The sequence below is a fragment of the Actinophytocola sp. genome (genome assembly GCF_035634895.1).
Lineage (GTDB): Bacteria > Actinomycetota > Actinomycetes > Mycobacteriales > Pseudonocardiaceae > Actinophytocola.
The window spans coordinates 1-15,872 of record NZ_DASQCC010000264.1 but is presented as its reverse complement, the minus strand read 5'-3'; the positions used below and the strand labels follow the sequence as shown (position 1 = coordinate 15,872).

The 15,872-nt window shown below is 69.4% G+C and carries 17 protein-coding genes; all 17 read right to left on the bottom strand.

Annotated features, from left to right (window positions below; translation table 11 throughout):
* Positions 1 to 13: 13 nt before the first annotated feature.
* The 17 genes from VET29_RS40650 to VET29_RS40570 all read right to left on the bottom strand — a co-directional run bounded on the left by VET29_RS40650 (position 14) and on the right by VET29_RS40570 (position 15,565).
* Positions 14 to 733 (bottom strand): TIGR03943 family putative permease subunit, encoded by a 720-nt coding sequence (locus VET29_RS40650; RefSeq protein WP_324931675.1) that lies wholly within the window; start codon positions 731 to 733, stop codon positions 14 to 16.
* A gap of 21 nt (positions 734 to 754) precedes the next feature.
* Complete coding sequence (locus VET29_RS40645) at positions 755 to 1,780, bottom strand: permease (protein WP_324931672.1); 1,026 nt, start codon at positions 1,778 to 1,780, stop codon at positions 755 to 757.
* Positions 1,777 to 2,202: a hypothetical protein gene (locus VET29_RS40640; protein WP_324931669.1), complete on the bottom strand. Its 426-nt coding sequence runs from the start codon at positions 2,200 to 2,202 to the stop codon at positions 1,777 to 1,779. Before VET29_RS40640 ends, VET29_RS40645 begins: the two co-directional genes overlap by 4 nt.
* Positions 2,199 to 3,014 (bottom strand): isoprenyl transferase, encoded by an 816-nt coding sequence (locus VET29_RS40635; protein ID WP_324931666.1) that lies wholly within the window; start codon positions 3,012 to 3,014, stop codon positions 2,199 to 2,201. The genes VET29_RS40640 and VET29_RS40635 overlap by 4 nt, the downstream gene beginning before the upstream one ends.
* A gap of 11 nt (positions 3,015 to 3,025) precedes the next feature.
* The gene (gene recO, locus VET29_RS40630; RefSeq protein WP_324931663.1) at positions 3,026 to 3,805 is read right to left on the bottom strand and encodes a DNA repair protein RecO; all 780 of its coding nucleotides are present in this window, start codon (positions 3,803 to 3,805) and stop codon (positions 3,026 to 3,028) included.
* A gap of 60 nt (positions 3,806 to 3,865) precedes the next feature.
* The gene (locus VET29_RS40625) at positions 3,866 to 4,738 is read right to left on the bottom strand and encodes an alpha/beta hydrolase (protein ID WP_324931660.1); all 873 of its coding nucleotides are present in this window, start codon (positions 4,736 to 4,738) and stop codon (positions 3,866 to 3,868) included.
* The gene (gene era, locus VET29_RS40620; RefSeq protein ID WP_324931657.1) at positions 4,738 to 5,643 is read right to left on the bottom strand and encodes a GTPase Era; all 906 of its coding nucleotides are present in this window, start codon (positions 5,641 to 5,643) and stop codon (positions 4,738 to 4,740) included. The genes VET29_RS40625 and era overlap by 1 nt, the downstream gene beginning before the upstream one ends.
* 20 nt (positions 5,644 to 5,663) lie before the next feature.
* Positions 5,664 to 5,978, bottom strand: coding sequence for a cytidine deaminase (locus tag VET29_RS40615; RefSeq protein ID WP_324931654.1), 315 nt, complete (start codon positions 5,976 to 5,978; stop codon positions 5,664 to 5,666).
* Positions 5,971 to 7,296, bottom strand: coding sequence for a hemolysin family protein (locus tag VET29_RS40610; protein WP_324931651.1), 1,326 nt, complete (start codon positions 7,294 to 7,296; stop codon positions 5,971 to 5,973). The genes VET29_RS40615 and VET29_RS40610 overlap by 8 nt, the downstream gene beginning before the upstream one ends.
* 79 nt (positions 7,297 to 7,375) lie before the next feature.
* Entirely contained in the window at positions 7,376 to 7,936 is a 561-nt protein-coding gene (gene ybeY, locus VET29_RS40605) for an rRNA maturation RNase YbeY (protein WP_324931648.1), read from the bottom strand.
* Positions 7,937 to 7,941: 5 nt separating this feature from the next.
* Positions 7,942 to 9,018, bottom strand: a complete 1,077-nt coding sequence (locus VET29_RS40600) for a PhoH family protein (RefSeq protein WP_324931645.1) — start codon at positions 9,016 to 9,018, stop codon at positions 7,942 to 7,944.
* A gap of 105 nt (positions 9,019 to 9,123) precedes the next feature.
* Positions 9,124 to 9,480, bottom strand: a complete 357-nt coding sequence (locus VET29_RS40595) for a histidine triad nucleotide-binding protein (protein ID WP_324931643.1) — start codon at positions 9,478 to 9,480, stop codon at positions 9,124 to 9,126.
* A 9-nt stretch (positions 9,481 to 9,489) separates the two neighbouring features.
* A complete protein-coding gene (locus tag VET29_RS40590) occupies positions 9,490 to 10,428 on the bottom strand; it encodes a DNA polymerase domain-containing protein (protein WP_324931641.1) in 939 nt (312 codons plus the stop codon).
* A gap of 1,156 nt (positions 10,429 to 11,584) precedes the next feature.
* The gene (locus VET29_RS40585) at positions 11,585 to 12,328 is read right to left on the bottom strand and encodes a 16S rRNA (uracil(1498)-N(3))-methyltransferase (protein ID WP_324931639.1); all 744 of its coding nucleotides are present in this window, start codon (positions 12,326 to 12,328) and stop codon (positions 11,585 to 11,587) included.
* Between the two features lie 27 nt (positions 12,329 to 12,355).
* Entirely contained in the window at positions 12,356 to 13,498 is a 1,143-nt protein-coding gene (gene dnaJ, locus VET29_RS40580) for a molecular chaperone DnaJ (protein WP_324931709.1), read from the bottom strand.
* A gap of 68 nt (positions 13,499 to 13,566) precedes the next feature.
* Positions 13,567 to 14,592, bottom strand: coding sequence for a heat-inducible transcriptional repressor HrcA (hrcA, locus tag VET29_RS40575; protein WP_324931636.1), 1,026 nt, complete (start codon positions 14,590 to 14,592; stop codon positions 13,567 to 13,569).
* A 652-nt stretch (positions 14,593 to 15,244) separates the two neighbouring features.
* A complete protein-coding gene (locus VET29_RS40570) occupies positions 15,245 to 15,565 on the bottom strand; it encodes a hypothetical protein (protein ID WP_324931633.1) in 321 nt (106 codons plus the stop codon).
* Positions 15,566 to 15,872 lie beyond the last annotated feature (307 nt).

Genomic DNA, 15,872 nt, shown 5'->3' with positions numbered 1-15,872 from the left:
TCGAGCGCCGACCTCAGTGCTCGTACGGGTCCTCGGGTTGGTCGATCCGCCGGACGGTGTGGGTGGTGACCGACGGAACGTACTCGGTCGCCCTGGTCGCCGAGCCGGGACGCAGCGTTACGTCGGCCTCGACCCAGCTGTCGTCGGGCAGGTTCGACAGCTGCCGGTCGAGCAGCTTGATCTTGACGGGGAACGCGTCGGCCGCGCAGCAGGAGATCGCCAGCCGCGCCACGTACGTGTCGCCGCCCTCGTGCACGATGAAGCCGGTCAGCCGCGCCCTGCGGTTGTCCAGCGAGTGCCCCTTGTCCCACGCCGCCCGGGCGGAGAAGTCGTTCAACGGCAAGGCGACCGGGTCGCCGGCCGGCAGCGGCGGGAACAGCTCCGACCCGGCCCCCTCGGTCGACGGCTTGGCCGTCGCGTTGCCCGACGCCCGCTCGACGGAATCCGCGCCCAGCGCCGCCGGGCCGACCAGGAACACCGCGAGCACGGGCAGTACCAGCAGCCACGCGCTGCGGGCGCCGTGCCCGTGGTCGTGCCCGGCCGCGTGCGCCCGCGCGCCCCGGATCTCCCGGATGATCGATACGGCCGCCAGCACGACCATCACGGTCCCGCCCGCGATGAGCAGCCACTTGTGGCTCGGCTTCACGTACCGCAGGTAGGTGCCGGTGAACGAGATCTTCAGCAGCGCGCCGCCGAGCAGCACCAGCAGGATGTTCTGTGTCTCACGCCGCACGCCGGCCCCCGCGAACTTCGCTCATGGCAGTAACACGATTCCCACGACCACCGCGCTCAAGATCGCGACCGCGAACGTCATCGGCGCGAACCTGACGGCGAAGCGGCGGCCGAGCGTGCCGGCCTGCAGTGCGAACAGCTTGATGTCGATGGCCGGCCCCACCACCAGGAACACCAGGCGGGGCAGCAGCGGCATGGTCGACAGCGACGCGACGACGAACGCGTCCGCCTCGCTGCACAGCGCCAGCACCACCGCGAGCACGGCCATCACGAGGATGCCGAGCAGCATCTGCTCACCGAGCGTGTCGACCCACGACCGCGGCACGACCACGTTCAGCACCGCCGCGGTCAACCCGCCCACGACGAGGAACCCGCCGGCGTCGACCAGGTCCTGCCGCGCGGTCTCGAAGAACACCCCCCACCGGTCGCGGTGGCCGGCGGGCTCGGGCAGCCGCCGCAACGCGCGCTCGGCGAACCACTCCATCCTGCCGAACCGGGCCCACACCCAGCCCATGACGACCGCGGTCATCATCGAGCCGAGGAACCTGGCGAGGACCATCCGCGGCTCACCGGGAAACGCGACCGCCGTGGCGACCAGCACGATGGGGTTCACCGCCGGCGCGGCGAGCAGGAACGTCACGGCGACCGAGGCCGGCACGTCCTGCTGGATCAGCCGGCGCGCCACGGGAATCGCCGCGCACTCGCAGTTCGGCAGCGCCACCCCGGCGATCCCGGCGACGGGCACGGCCAGCGCGGCCCTGCGCGGCAGCACCTTGCGCAGCAGGTCGGCGGACACGAACGCGGCGATCGCGCCGCTGATCAGCACGCCGACCACCAGGAAAGGGAGCGCCTGGACGCAGACCGCGACGAAGACGGTCGCGCCGGTCTGGATCGCCGGCACGTCGAGCTGGTCCGCGATCCACTGCTGGCCGACGAGCGCGAGCACCAGCAACCCGCAGAGCACCTCGAGCGACGTGACGCGGCGCCTGCGCGGCCCCGGATCCTCCTCGCTCGGCCCGACCGCCGCCGCGGTCGCTGGTTCGGTCACTCGCTCTTCGCCTCGCCGATCAGTTCGGTGCGTAGCTGGGACGCGGTCGACACCACCAGCATCAGCAGCGTGCCCAGCGCGGACTCACCGATGCCGTCGGCCGGGAACGCGTAACGGAGGGTCACATCCATGCCGCGTTCGGTGTGAACGACGCCGAGGGTACCGAAAAGTCCCTGCCCCGCACGTTCCGCGGCGGACGACGCGAGGTGCGGGTCGTCGGGCAGGTCCCACGCGACCACGCAGGTCAGGCTGAGGACGGTGAGCCCGTCGGCGAGCTGCATCGCCTGTACCGCGCAGGGAACGTCCACGTGCCGGAAGGTGAGCGCGCCGTCGTCGTCGACGTGCACGTCGTGGAAGGTCTCGAGCGCCTTGCGCGCCTTGGTGAGCAGCCCTGCCGTGCTCATAGCTTCCTGCTCGGTCATTCTTCTCCTTTGAGCGTTGCGGCGACCTCGTCGCTGTCCTTGGCGCCGCCGAACCGGCGGTCGCGCCGCGCGTACTGCTCGACGGCGTGCCACAGGTCACGCCGGTCGAAGTCCGGCCACAGGATGTCCTGGAAGACCAGCTCCGCGTAGGCGGACTGCCACAGCATGAAGTTGCTGGTGCGCTGCTCGCCGGACGGCCGGATGAACAGGTCCACGTCCGGCATCTCCGGCTGGTAGAGGTACTTGGCGATCGTGCGCTCGTTGACCTTCTCGGGGTTGAGCTTGCCCGCGGCGGCGAGCCGGGCGATCTCGCGGGCGGCGTCCCCGACCTCGGCGCGGCCACCGTAGTTGATGCACATGGCGAGGTTGAGCGAGTCGTTGTGCCTGGTCCGCTCGGCGGCGGCCTCCAGCTCGTGGATGACGCTGCGCCACAGCCTCGGCCGGCGGCCGGCCCAGCGGACCCGCACGCCCATGGCGTCCAGCTCGTCGGTGCGGTGCCGGATGACGTCCCGGGAGAAGCCCATCAGGAACCGGACCTCCTCGGGGCTGCGCCGCCAGTTCTCGGTGGAGAACGCGTACAGCGACAGCCACTTGACGCCCATCTCGATGCATCCCTTGGCGACCTCGACGACCTGTGCCTCGCCACGCTTGTGCCCCTCGATGCGGGTGAGGCCGCGCTGGTTCGCCCAGCGCCCGTTGCCGTCCATCACGATCGCGATGTGCCGGGGCACGAACTGCGCGGGGATGACGGGCGGCTTCTCGCCAGAAGGGTGTGGCTCCGGTGGTTGTGGTCGGGTGCGGGGACGCAACATGGTGCCTGACCCTACTGAGCGGAGCCTGCGGAGCGAACATCGCTACCGCTCGCCTGCACCCCTTTGCGTTCCACGAGTGGCAGCGACCGCAGCTGCCGTTCCAGGTGCCACTGCAGCAGCGCGGCGATGAGCCCGGAGCCCTCCCGCCGGGCGTTGCCGGTGGACCGTTCCGCGACCTCCCAGTGACCGAGCTGCAGTGCGCTCATGAGCTCCAGGGTCTCCTGTGCGGGCGCCGCCGAACCGGCCGGCCGGCACCGGGGGCACACCGCTCCCCCGGCCTGTATGGAGAAGCTCCGGTGCGGTCCCGGGTCGTTGCACCGCGCGCACTCGTTGACCGCCGGTGACCACCCGGCAAACGCCATCGCCCGGATGAGGAACGCGTCCAACACGAGCGAAGGATCCCGCTCACCGTCCGCCAGGGCCCGCAACGCGCCGACCACCAGCAGGTACAGCCGGAGGACGGGTTCTCCCTCCTCCGCGGACATGCGGTCCGCCGTCTCGAGGATCGCGCAGCCGGAGGTGTACCGCTGGTAGTCGTTGGCGATCCCGGCTCCGAACGCGTCGATGGTCTGCACCTGGGTGATCACATCGAGCGTGCGGCCGGTGTAGAACTGCACGTCGACGTGCGCGAACGGCTCCACCCGGGCACCGAGCCGCGAGGTGGTCCGCCGCACCCCCTTGGCGACGGCCCGCACCTTCCCGTGCCGCTGGGTGACGAACGTGATGATGCGGTCGGCCTCCCCGAGCTTCTGGACCCGGAGCACTATCCCGGTGTCGCGGTAGAGGCTCACGCCCCCATCGTCTCATCCGCCACCGACAGTTCCGGCGCGGCTTGCCGGGACGCTACGGCGCTACCCGCCCACCGGCGTGCGGCGATTCTGTTCGCCCGCCGTGCGCGAGAGGAACCCGGTGACGGTCCGGACGAACCACTCCGGGTCGTCCAGCCAGGGAAAGTGACCGCCGCGCGGGAGCATCGCCAGCTCGGCGTTCGGGAACAGGCCGGCGTACGCGGTGGCGTGCTTCGGTGGGAGGCCGACGTCGTACTCGCCCGCCACCAGCAGGACGGGTGCGGTGAGGCGGGCGACGGCGGCTCTGACGGCGTCCGGGTCGAGCGCGCCGTCGGAGTAGTACGCGTCCACCAGGGCCTTGTCGTACTCGCTGGTCGTCGTGGCGTAGCTCGCCTGGCTGACGGCGTCCCACCGGCCATAGTGGAACGGCGCGATGCAATTCCAGTTGGCGTCCGAGAAGTCGCCGGCCCAGATCCGCTCGAACGCGGCGAACGCGTCCGGGAACCAGGGCTCGTTGCGGCGCTGCTCGGCGACCTCCCGCCGGTCCGCGTCGGCGATCGCCAGGCCGACGACGCTCGGGGTGGGTGCGGCCAGCACGAGCCGCCCGACGCGGTCGGGATGGCGGGCGGCGTACCAGACCGCGACCGCGGCGCCGGCGGAGTGGCCCAGCAGGTCGATCCGGTCCAGCCCGAGGTGCAGGCGGAGCGCCTCGACGTCGTCGACCTGCCGGTCACACCGGTAGGTGGCCGGATCCGCGGGGGTGGCCGACTCGCCGGTCCCGCGCAGGTCGAGGCGCACCAATGACGGCACACCACCCAGGTCGCCGAGGTAGGCCGAGGCCTGCATGGGTCCGCCGGGAACACAGACCAGCGGGCGTTCCTGGCCGGACCGGTGGTAGGCGAGCCGGGTGCCGTCCGACGAGGCGAAACCACCCATCAGAACCCCAGGCGCCGCAGTTGTTTCGGGTCTCGTTGCCAGTCCTTGGCGACCTTGACGTGCAGGTGCAGGTAGACCTTGCTGCCGAGCAGCGCCTCGATCTGGCGGCGGGCCGTCGCGCCGACCGTCCGCAGGCGCTCTCCCTTGTGTCCCAGCACGATCCCCTTCTGGCTGTCCCGCTCCACGAACAGGTTCGCGTACACGTCCAGCATGTCGTCGCGGTTCTCGCGGGCGAGGATCTCCTCGACGGTCACCGCGATCGAGTGCGGCAGCTCGTCCCGCACGCCCTCCAGCGCGGACTCGCGGATCAGCTCCGCGATCAGCGTGGCCTCGGGCTCGTCGGTCAGCTCGCCGTCCGGGTAGAGCTGGGGGCCTTCCGGCAGGCGCGTCACGAGCACGTCGGCGAGCGCGTCCAGCTGGAACCCGTCCTTCGCGGACACGGGGACGAGGTCCGCGAACTCCAGCACGTCCTGCAGTGCCATCAACTGGTCGGCGATCTGGTTCTTCGACGCGGTGTCCGTCTTGGTCACGACGCCGACGACCGGCGTGTGCCGAGACAGCTTCACCAGCTCGGCGGCGATGTACTTGTCGCCGGGCCCGATCTTCTCGTTGGCCGGCACGCAGAACCCGATGACGTCCACTTCGGACCACGTGGCACGCACGACGTCGTTGAGCCGCTGGCCGAGCAGCGTGCGCGGCCGGTGCAGGCCGGGCGTGTCCACGATGATCAGCTGCGCGTCGGGCCGCGCGACGATGCCGCGGATCGCGTGCCGGGTCGTCTGCGGCTTGCTCGAGGTGATGGCCACCTTGCTGCCGACGAGGGCATTGGTCAGCGTCGACTTGCCCGTGTTCGGCCGGCCGACGAAGCAGGCGAAACCGGAGCGATACTGCGTCGATGCTGTCATCCGGCCATTGTCGTCCGCGCTCAGCGCAGCTCGCCCCTCGGGTCCGCCACCAGCAGCGGGGCGGACGGCGTCAGGTCGTCGACGATCGCGCGGTCGACGTCCAGCAGGTCCGTCACGACCGCGGCCGCCTCCAGCGTGCGCACCCCGCTCGACACGGCCGCCGCCACCGCGCCCTGCAACGCCGTGAGCTGCAGGGACGGCAGGTCGACGGAGGTGGCGACGTACGTGCGGCCGGTGTCGTCCCGCACCGCGGCGCCTTCGGCCGCGCCGGAACGGGCCCGTGCAGACCTCGCCAGGGTGATCAGCTTCGCGTCCTCCGGGTCGAGGTCAGCCACTCTCACTACTCTCCATCTCCTCCTCGGGCACCCCACGCACGACCACGGTGGTGATCCGCATGCGGCCGCGGCCGTCCTTGCCGCCTTCCGCCCGCATGTTGAGCCCGGCGATCTCCGCCTCGGTGCCCGGCAGCGGGACCCGGCCGAGCCGCTGCGCGAGCAGGCCGCCGACCGTCTCGACGTCGGAGTCGTCCAGCTCGACGCCGAACAGCTCGCCGAGATCCTCGACCGGCAGCCGGGAGCTGACCCGCACCGCGCCGTCGTCCAGGTGTTCGACGGGTGGCCGGTCGTCGGTGTCGGACTCGTCGGTGATCTCGCCGACTATCTCCTCGAGAATGTCCTCAATGGTCAGCAGGCCCGCGGTGCCGCCGTACTCGTCCACCGCGATCGCCATGTGGTTGCGGGAGAGCTGCATCTCCTTGAGCAGGTCGTCGAGACGCTTGGAGTCCGGCACGAACGTGGCCTCGGTCATCAGCTCGGCCACCGCGCGCCGCTCGCCGCGACCGTTCTGCGGGGTGTCCACCGTGGCCTTGACCAGGTCCTTGAGGTTCACCACGCCGACGATCTCGTCGACGCTCTCGCCGATGACCGGCAGTCGCGTGTAGCCGGTGCGCAGTGACAGGGCGAGTGCCTGCCGCACGGACTTCGTCTGCTCGATCCACACCATCTCGGTGCGGGGCACCATGACCTCACGGGCGATCGTGCCGCGCAGCTCGAACACCGAGTGGATCATCTCGCGCTCGTCGGAGTCGACGACGCCGCTCTCCTGCGCCATGTCGACCAGCTCACGCAGCTCGACCTCGGAGGAGAACGGGCCCTCGCGGAAGCCGCGGCCCGGGGTGATGGCGTTACCGACGACGATCAGCAGGCGGGACAACGGTCCGAGCACGGTCCCGAGCACCCGCACGACCCCGGCGGCGACCAGTCCGACGGAGTACGGGTGCTGCCGGCCGAGCGTGCGCGGCCCGACACCGACCAGCACGTACGACACCACGATCATGCTGAGCGCGGCGACGACCCCGGCGACCGCGTTCGAGTCGATGAACCAGATGAACGCGATGGTGACGAGCACGGTCGCGGCCAGCTCGCAGCCCAACCGCAGCAGTAGCAGCAGGTTGATGTGACGCGGCCGCTCGGAGACGACCGCGAGCAACTGCCGCGCGCCGGTCCGGCCGGTACGCACGAGCCCTTCGACGCGGGCTCGCGAGACGGCCGAGATGGCGGCGTCCGCGCACGCGAAGAACCCGGCCGCGACCACCAGGAGGACCGCGATGACCAGCAGTCCGGCGGCGGAGCCGGCGCTCTGCCCGCCGTTCACGACGTCTCCTCGCCGGCTCGGCGACGTCGTTCGTCGGTGCCGTGCCTGTGGTTCGCTCCGCTCACGGTCCCCCCGGCGCCTATTCCTCTTCGGACTTGGGCTCGGGCTCGGTCTCCACCAGGCCGGCCGCGTCGAGCAGCTTGTCGTCCTCGCGACGCTGCGCGGCCCGCCGCTGCGCCGCGACCCGCTCGGTCTTGAAGTCACCGAGGATCCGCTTCTGGAGCGTGAACATCTCGCGCTCCTCGGCGGGTTCCGCGTGGTCGTAGCCGAGCAGGTGCAGTACACCGTGGACGGTCAGCAGATGCAGCTCGTCCATGAGGGTGTGACCTGCCTTGCGGGCCTGGTCCCGTGCGAACCGCGGGCACAGGACCAGGTCGCCGAGCAGCGTCGGCCCCGGGTCGGGCGCGTCGGGCCTTCTCGCGGACTCCAGCTCGTCCATGGGGAAGGCCATGACGTCCGTCGGCCCCGGCAGGTCGAGGTACCGCTCGTGCAGGTCGGCCATCTCGTCGAGCCCCACGAGCAACACGGACAGCTCGGCGAGCCTGCTGACCCGCATCCGGTCGAGCGCGAACCGCGCGGCGGCGACGATGGACGACTCGTCAACCGCCACGCCAGACTCGTTGGCGATTTCTATGCTCATCGGACCTAACGACCCCGCCGCGCCTGTCCCCGCGGGCCAGACCGGCGCGCGTCCTGATCGTTCTCGTGCGTGGCCGCCCACCGGTCGTACGCGTCCACGATGTCGCCGACCAGCTTGTGCCGCACGACGTCGCTGCTCGACAGCGTCGAGAAGTGCACGTCGTCGACGTCGCCGAGAATGCCCTGCACCACCCGCAGGCCGCTCTGGGTGCCGCCGGGCAGGTCGACCTGCGTGACGTCGCCCGTGACCACGATCTTCGACCCGAACCCGAGCCGGGTGAGGAACATCTTCATCTGCTCCGGCGAGGTGTTCTGCGCCTCGTCGAGGATGATGAACGCGTCGTTCAGGGTCCGGCCACGCATGTAGGCCAGTGGCGCGACCTCGATCGTGCCGGCCTGCATGAGTCGGGGGATCGACTCCGGGTCGACCATGTCGTGGAGTGCGTCGTACAGGGGGCGCAGGTACGGGTCGATCTTCTCGTAGAGCGTGCCCGGCAGGAAGCCGAGCCGCTCCCCCGCCTCGACCGCCGGGCGGGTGAGAATGATGCGGTTGACCTGCTTGGCCTGCAGTGCCTGCACGGCCTTGGCCATGGCCAGGTAGGTCTTGCCGGTGCCGGCCGGGCCGATGCAGAACACGACCGTGTGCTGGTCGATGGCATCGACGTAGCGCTTCTGGTTGAGCGTCTTCGGCCGGATCGTGCGCCCGCGACGCGAGATGATGTCGAGGCTCAGCACCTCGGCCGGCGACTCGGCCCCACCCGCGGACAGCATGGCGACGGTCCGCCGCACGGCGTCCGGGCCGAGCTGCTGGCCGCGGCTGGCCAGGGTGACCAGCTCGGCGAAGACCCGGTCGGCGAACGCGACGTCACCCGGCTCGCCGGAGAGCGTGACCTCGTTGCCCCGGACGTGGACGTCCGCGGTGAGCAGCTCCTCGGCGACCTTCAGGTTCTCGTCACGATGCCCGAGCAGCGCGAGAACCGCCTGGTCAGGGATGGTGAACCGGGACTGGGCCGGGTTGGTTGGGCTGAGGGCAGAAGTGGAGGCGGCGGCGTGGTCCGCGTTACCCCGTGCGGTACCGGTCAATGCTTTCGGTCCTGCCTTCTGCGCCTGGGTGCGCCGACTCGGTCTGACGTGTCGGGTTCGATGTTAGTCGCCCTCACCGACGGTTCGCATCGACGTTACCGCCGCTCAGTGGCCTGGCCGCCCGAACAGCCCCAGCTGCTCGCCCCCGAGGACGTGAAGGTGGGCGTGGAAGACGGTGCGCCTGGCGTGTTCCCCGGTGTTGAACACCAGCCGGAACCCGGTCTGGTCGATCCCCTCCTGCCTGGCCACCGCGACCCCGGCGGCGATGACGTCCGCGAGCTCCTGCGGCGCCTTGGCCAGCTCCTCGGCGTCCTCGTGGTGGGTCCGCGGGACCACGAGCACGTGCACCGAGGCCTGCGGGTTGATGTCCCGGAACGCGTAGGCCGTGTCGGTCTCGAGCACCGTGGTGGACGGAATCTCCCCGGCGATGATCTTGCAGAAGAGGCAGTCGCTTTCGGGCATGCGGAGAGGTTACTCGTCGAGGTCGGGGATGTCCTGGCTGTCCCGGTCGGCCCACTCCAGCAGTGGCGTCAGGTCGAATACGTTGTCATCGATCGTGGCATGCAAATCACCCACCTCAGCGAACCGAGCGGGCACGGTGGCGATGGTGAAGTCACGAGGGTCAACATCCGCGACCTCATCCCACCGAACGGGTGTGGACACCCGCCCCTCCGGCACCCCGATCACCGAGTAGGCGGACCGAATCGTGTGGTCCCTGGCGTTCTGGTTGTAGTCCACGAAAACCGTCTTCGGATCCCGATCCTTCCGCCACCAGTTGAGATCCACGAGCCCGCCGGCGCGCCGCTCGACTTCACGTGCAAACGCATGCGCGGCCCGCCGGACGTCCGAAAACCCCCACTCAGCAAGGATCCGCACGTAGATGTGGAGCCCCTTGCCCCCGGACGTCTTGGGAAACCCAACGGCCCCAAGCTCATCCAGCACCTCCCGCACGACAAGCGCGACCTTCCGCACGGCGTCGAACGACGCCTCGGGCATCGGATCGAGGTCGATCCGCCACTCGTCCGGCTTCTCCGTGTCAAGACGCCGGGAGTTCCACGGATGAAACTCGACACAGGACATCTGCACGGCCCAGATCACCGAACCCAGCTCCGTAACACAGAGTTCATCCGCATACCGCCCGTACCGAGGAAAGTGCACCCGCACGGTCTCCACCCAGGCCGGCGCGCCCCGCGGCAACCGCTTCTGATGCACCTTCTCCCCGTCAACCCCGTCCGGAAACCGATGCATCATGCAAGGCCGCTCCCGCAAGGCATTGACGATCCCCTCCCCCACCGCGAGGTAGTACCGAACAAGATCAAGTTTTGTCTCCCGCCGAGCGGAGAAATAAACCCGATCGGGATTGCTGACACGAACAACCCGATCCCCAACCTCAAGCTCCACCGAAGGCACACTCTTCCCAACCACCCCCAGAACGTACTGCCAAACCAAGCCCCCAGCCCAAGAAGAGCCCCACACCCGCTGAGCAAACACCCCAACCACGCAGCGTAAACACCACCCCACCCCAGGAACAGAGCCCCCACCCCCAACAGCCACAAGACAACCCAAAACGCAAGCCCCACAACACAACCAGGCCGCTCAACACCAACCAGACCCCGAAGCCCCCAACAGGCAAACCCCACCGCAAAGCGCAAAGCACCCAGCAAGGCTGGCAAGGCTGGCAAGGCTGGCAAGGCTGGCAAGGCAAACGCAACCACGCTGCGTCAACACCAACCACACTGAAGGGCGTTCAAAAGCCCCACCTTGAATAAACCAAGCCAACCACCAAGCCACAAGCCCACCAACACAACCACGCTGGGTCACACCCCCACACCACACGAGGCCCAAGGCCACACCCGAACGACACAACCCAACGAGAAATCCCCAAGCCCGCCCAACAACCGCAACCGCACCGCCCCAACACCCCACCACCGCGAGGCGCAAGAACACACCCCCACCCCCGAACGACCCAACACAACGGGATAGAGCGAAAGCCCCACCTGACAACCACAACCACGCCGGCCCAACATCAACCGACGCCCTGCGTGGTGGAACGCCGCTTCTAGTCGCTGACCGTGGACGGGTCATCCTCGGCGGCGGTCGCCGACCGCTGCCGCGCACACCGCTTCACCCACGTCTTCACAGCACACCAGGCCGAAGACCACGCCCCACCCGAACGACAACGGCAGGGCGAAAGCCCGACCCGACAACCACAAACCACGCCGACCCAACACCAACCGCACCACACCAGGCCGAAGGCCACACCCCACCCCGAACGACACGAGACAACGGGAGGGCGTAAGCCCCACCCGACAACACAACCACGCTGGGTCAGCACCAACCGCACCGTGGGGGGTCCCGGGGGGCTCGGCCCCCAGACAGACACAAGGCCCCCGGGAAGGTGCAAAGCACCGAACAGGGATGAGGATGTCGCGTCGCGGTGAAGCCTGGGGGTCGCTCCACCGCGACGCGACGCCGCCGGACCGAGGGGGGAGGTGTCCGGCGGTAGATCTCTGGCGTCACGCTCCTAAACAGCGTTGCTGTGCAAAGAGTAGACCGTTGTGCACGCTCAGCGCCAGCGTGGCGTGAGGACTCCCAGTGCCGCGATCGCGGCGGCGGCGGCGGTCGACGCCCGCAGGACGGTCGGGCCGAGGCGCGCTACCTGCGCTCCTGCGTTGCGGAGGGCCGCCAGCTCGCTGTCGGAAATGCCTCCCTCTGGCCCGACGACGAGCACAAGATCACCTTCGGCGGGCAGGTCCAGGGCCTGGATGCCGGTGCTGGCGGCCGCGTCAAGGACGACGGCGGCAGCGCTCTTCCTTATCCATTCAACTAGTTGGCGGGTCGTGGCGGCCTCGGTGACCTCGGGGATCCATGCGCGGCGCGACTGTTTCGCCGCCTCGCGGGCGGTGCTGCGCCAGCGGGCGAGGGCCTTGGCGCCGCGTGGCCCGTCCTCCCATTTGACGATGCTGCGCCCGGCCCGCCAGGGAACGATGACATCGACGCCGGTTTCGGTGGCCAGCTCGACGGCGAGCTCGCCTCTGTCGCCTTTGATGAGTGCCTGTGCGAGCACGATTCGGGGCTGCGGTTGGGCTTCTGTCCAACTGCGTGCGATGCGCAGTTCGAGGGATTCCTTGCCTTGAACCGTTTCAACGACACAGAGGGCCGCCGTTCCCCTGCCGTCGGAGAGGACGAGCTCCTCACCGGGCCGCAGTCGGCGGACGGCCGCGGCGTGCCGTCCCTCGGGTCCGTCGAGCACCGCGGTGGCGCCCGACGGAACGGAGTCGACGAGGAAGACGGGTGCGGTGTCGCTCACGACGATGGTTCGCTTCGCAAGCTCCGCTCAGCGGTGCCGTGCGCGGAGCCGGGAGAAGAGTCCACCGCCGCGACCGTTGGTGGCCGCGACGATCTGGTCCTCCTCGCCGCGGATGCTGGCGAGTTCGCGGAGCAGCTCGGTCTGCCGTGCGTCGAGTTTGCCGGGAATCTCGATCTCGACGTGCACGTGCAGATCGCCGCGACCGTCGACGCGGCCGGACGAGCGCAGCCGCGGCAGGCCGTGTCCGGTCAGCAGCAGCTCGGTGTTGGGCTGTGTGCCGGGGTCCAACTCCAGCTCGACCGTGTCGTCGAGCGTCTCGAGCGGCAGGACCGCGCCGAGCGCCGCGGTGGTCATCGGGATGCGGACCGTGCAGTGCAGGTCGGCGCCGTTGCGTTCGAAGGTCGCGTGCGGCTGCTCGACGACCTCGACGTAGAGGTCACCGGCCGGGCCGCCGCCGGGGCCGACCTCGCCCTGGCCGGACAGCCGGACGCGCATGCCGTCGGCGACCCCCGGCGGCACCTTGGCGGTGATGGTGCGGCGGGCGCGGACGCGGCCGTCGCCACCGCACTGGCGGCACGGGTCGGGAATGACCTCGCCGACACCCCGGCAGACCGGGCAGGGGCGAGCGGTGACGACCTGGCCGAGGAACGACCGCTGGACGGACTGGATCTCGCCACGGCCCGCGCAGGTGTCGCAGACCTGCGCGGAGGTCCCGTCGGCGGCGCCACCGCCCCGGCAGGCGTCGCAGAGGACCGCGGTGTCGACGGTCAGCTCGCGCGTGACCCCCGTGTTGCACTCCTCGAGCGACAGCTCGATGCGGATCAGCGCGTCGGAGCCGGGCTGCACGCGGCTCCGTGGCCCGCGACCGCCGCCCATGCCGCCGCCGAAGAAGGCGTCCATGATGTCGCCGAGCCCGAACCCGGCGAACGGGTCGCGGCCACCGCCGCCGCCGTTGCCGAGCGGGTCGCCGCCCATGTCGACGATCTTGCGCTTCTGGGGGTCGGAGAGGACCTCGTAGGCCGCGGTGACCTCGCGGAAGCGTTCCTGGGCCGTCTCGTCGGGGTTGACGTCCGGATGCAGCTCGCGCGCGAGCTTGCGATAGGCGCGCTTGATCTCCTCGGACGTCGCGTCCTGGCGCACCCCGAGAGTGCCGTAGTAGTCCCTCGCCACCGTGTTCCCGTCCTCCTGCCCCGGTGCCCCGCCCGGGTTCACATGTCCTGCTCACGCTGTCCGTGGCGTTATCGCCCGGACAGGATGTCTCCGACGTAGTTGGCGACCGCTCGCACGGCCGCGATCGTGCCCGGGTAGTCCATCCTGGTCGGCCCGACCACGCCCATGCCGCCGAGCAGCGTCTGGTGCGCGCCGTAACCGATGGACACGACTGAGGTGCTACGCATCTCGGCCGCCTCGTTCTCCTCCCCGATCCGCACCGTAATGGTGCCAGGCGCACGGGCGGCGGCGAACAGCTTCAGCACCACCACCTGCTCCTCGAGGGCCTCGAGGACCTGGCGCAGCGACCCGGGGAAGTCGGCCGCGTTGCGGGTGAGGTTGGCGGTGCCGCCCAGGACCAGCCGCTCCTCGGGGTGTTCGACCAGCGACTCGACCAGTACGGTCGCCAGTCGCGTCATCGCGTCACGCAGTTCCGATGGCGCTTCCTCGAGCAGCTCGCTGACCTTGGCAGCGGCCTCCGTCAACGGGTTGTCAACGAGCGCGGAGTTCAGCATGTTCCGCAACCGCGCCACGGTGTCGGGGGTCATGACGTCGCCGAGGTCGACGGTGCGCTGTTCCACCCGTCCGTTGTCCGTGATCAGGACGAGCATGACCCGCGCCGGCGTCAGCTGAACCAGCTCGATGTGCCGCACCGTCGAGTGGGACAACGTCGGGTACTGGATGATCGCGACCTGCCGCGTGAGCTGCGCCAACAGCCGGACCGAGCGACGCATGACGTCGTCGAGGTCGATCGCCCCGTCCAGGAACATGCGGATGGCCCGGCGCTCGGCCCCGGACAGCGGCTTGACGTCGGTCAACCGGTCGACGAACAGCCGGTACCCCTTGTCGGTGGGGATGCGCCCCGCACTGGTGTGCGGCTGCGCGATGTACCCCTCCTCCTCGAGCGAGGCCATGTCGTTACGCACGGTCGCGCTGGAAACACCGAGGTTGTGCCGCTCGACGATCGCCTTGGAGGCGACCGGCTCCTGGCTGGACACGTAGTCGGCCACGATCGCCCGAAGCACGGCGAACCGCCGCTCGTCGGAACTCGCCATCAGGGTCACCTCCCGTCTTCACCACGAGTTTACGGAGGTGGGTGCGAGTACCGATCGAACCGGTACCGAATGTGACCGTTTACCGACCTTCGACTGAGTCCAACAGGCTCCTACCAGCGGATCGTGACGTACCTAACACCGGCCGCGAACAACGGCCCGGCGGATCGAGGCCACCTCCGACACCCGCGGGCGGTCCCTCCTCGCCTACGCCATTCGGAATCTTGGGTAGGTCGGCCCGCAGTGACGCGTGGGCATGCGACCAGGTCGCCGCTGTCGGCCCCTGGCGAGTAGATCCGGGGGGCCTGCGCCCGACAAGATCACCGTGCACCTCGACGCCGGTTACGACTCGAACAAGACCCCGCGCAAAGGTTGGTCTCCGCGAGTGCTGACCGGGCACTGCGCGAAGCGGGCGAGATCGGATGAGGTTGGCTGAGGTTGGCTGAGGTTGGCTGAGGTTGGCCAGCGGCGAGAGTCGGGGGTGGGCAGCAGCAAGCGCGCTTCAGCGGCCGGCCGGACGTGCTCGACCAGTGCTTGTCCGCGAGTGTGGATGTGCGGCCTCCGCCATGATGTTCGCGACATCGTGAGGGAGACCTGCCCGCGCCCCTGCGTGTCTGTCCGATGTGCCTGGTTGGCGTGGGAAGATCTGAATGGCTCAGGCTCCTGGGTAGGTCCGGCAGTCGAGGGCCTTGCCGATATGGCGGAGGCCGCCGCGTAAGCCGATTCTCAGTTTGCCGGACAGCCAGAACTGGAAGCGGACCGCTCGGCGGTTTCGGTGGGTCTCTGGGGCCACGTTGAAGGTTTTGTAGGTCAGGAGGGTTCCCTTCGGATGTGGGGTGAAGTGGTAGTCGGCGCCGAACTTGTAGCCGCCGCGGAAGCTGAAGTATCCGTTGTCTGGGTCTACCGTGACCGTGCCACCCGGTTCTGAGAGGCCATAGTGGACGGTGAAATCCTTTGGGCCGCCCTTGAGGGTCACGCCTGCCAGAAACGGGCCCGCTCCTGGCAGGGCTCGCAGTAGTGGGGCGTTGTTGGCGCCTATCGGTCCTTCTCTCGCGGTCAGGAGTATTTCGGTTACGCGTTCTGGTGAGGCTTCTATGACGCCGGTCGCGCTCCATGCTTCCTGGGGCATGGCGGTTGTCTCCTGTCTTGTGTGTTGGCGGAAGGTCGACCCGCGACGCGGTGGGCTTCGTCCCGCGACGCGGTGGGCGTTCCTCAAATGCGGTGGGCGTTCCTCGCTGCGGCTGGCGGGGGTTTTGGGCACGGCGTCTGGGGCTTACCTACCC

Bases quoted from the DNA above. Each gene is read 5' to 3' on its own strand.
- VET29_RS40635 (WP_324931666.1), bottom strand. From the start codon at position 3,014: ATGTTGCGTCCCCGCACCCGACCACAACCACCGGAGCCACACCCTTCT.
- era (WP_324931657.1), bottom strand. From the start codon at position 5,643: ATGACAGCATCGACGCAGTATCGCTCCGGTTTCGCCTGCTTCGTCGGC.
- ybeY (WP_324931648.1), bottom strand. From the start codon at position 7,936: ATGAGCATAGAAATCGCCAACGAGTCTGGCGTGGCGGTTGACGAGTCG.
- hrcA (WP_324931636.1), bottom strand. From the start codon at position 14,592: ATGGCGAGTTCCGACGAGCGGCGGTTCGCCGTGCTTCGGGCGATCGTG.
- VET29_RS40595 (WP_324931643.1), bottom strand. From the start codon at position 9,480: ATGCCCGAAAGCGACTGCCTCTTCTGCAAGATCATCGCCGGGGAGATT.
- VET29_RS40640 (WP_324931669.1), bottom strand. From the start codon at position 2,202: ATGACCGAGCAGGAAGCTATGAGCACGGCAGGGCTGCTCACCAAGGCG.
- VET29_RS40625 (WP_324931660.1), bottom strand. From the start codon at position 4,738: ATGGGTGGTTTCGCCTCGTCGGACGGCACCCGGCTCGCCTACCACCGG.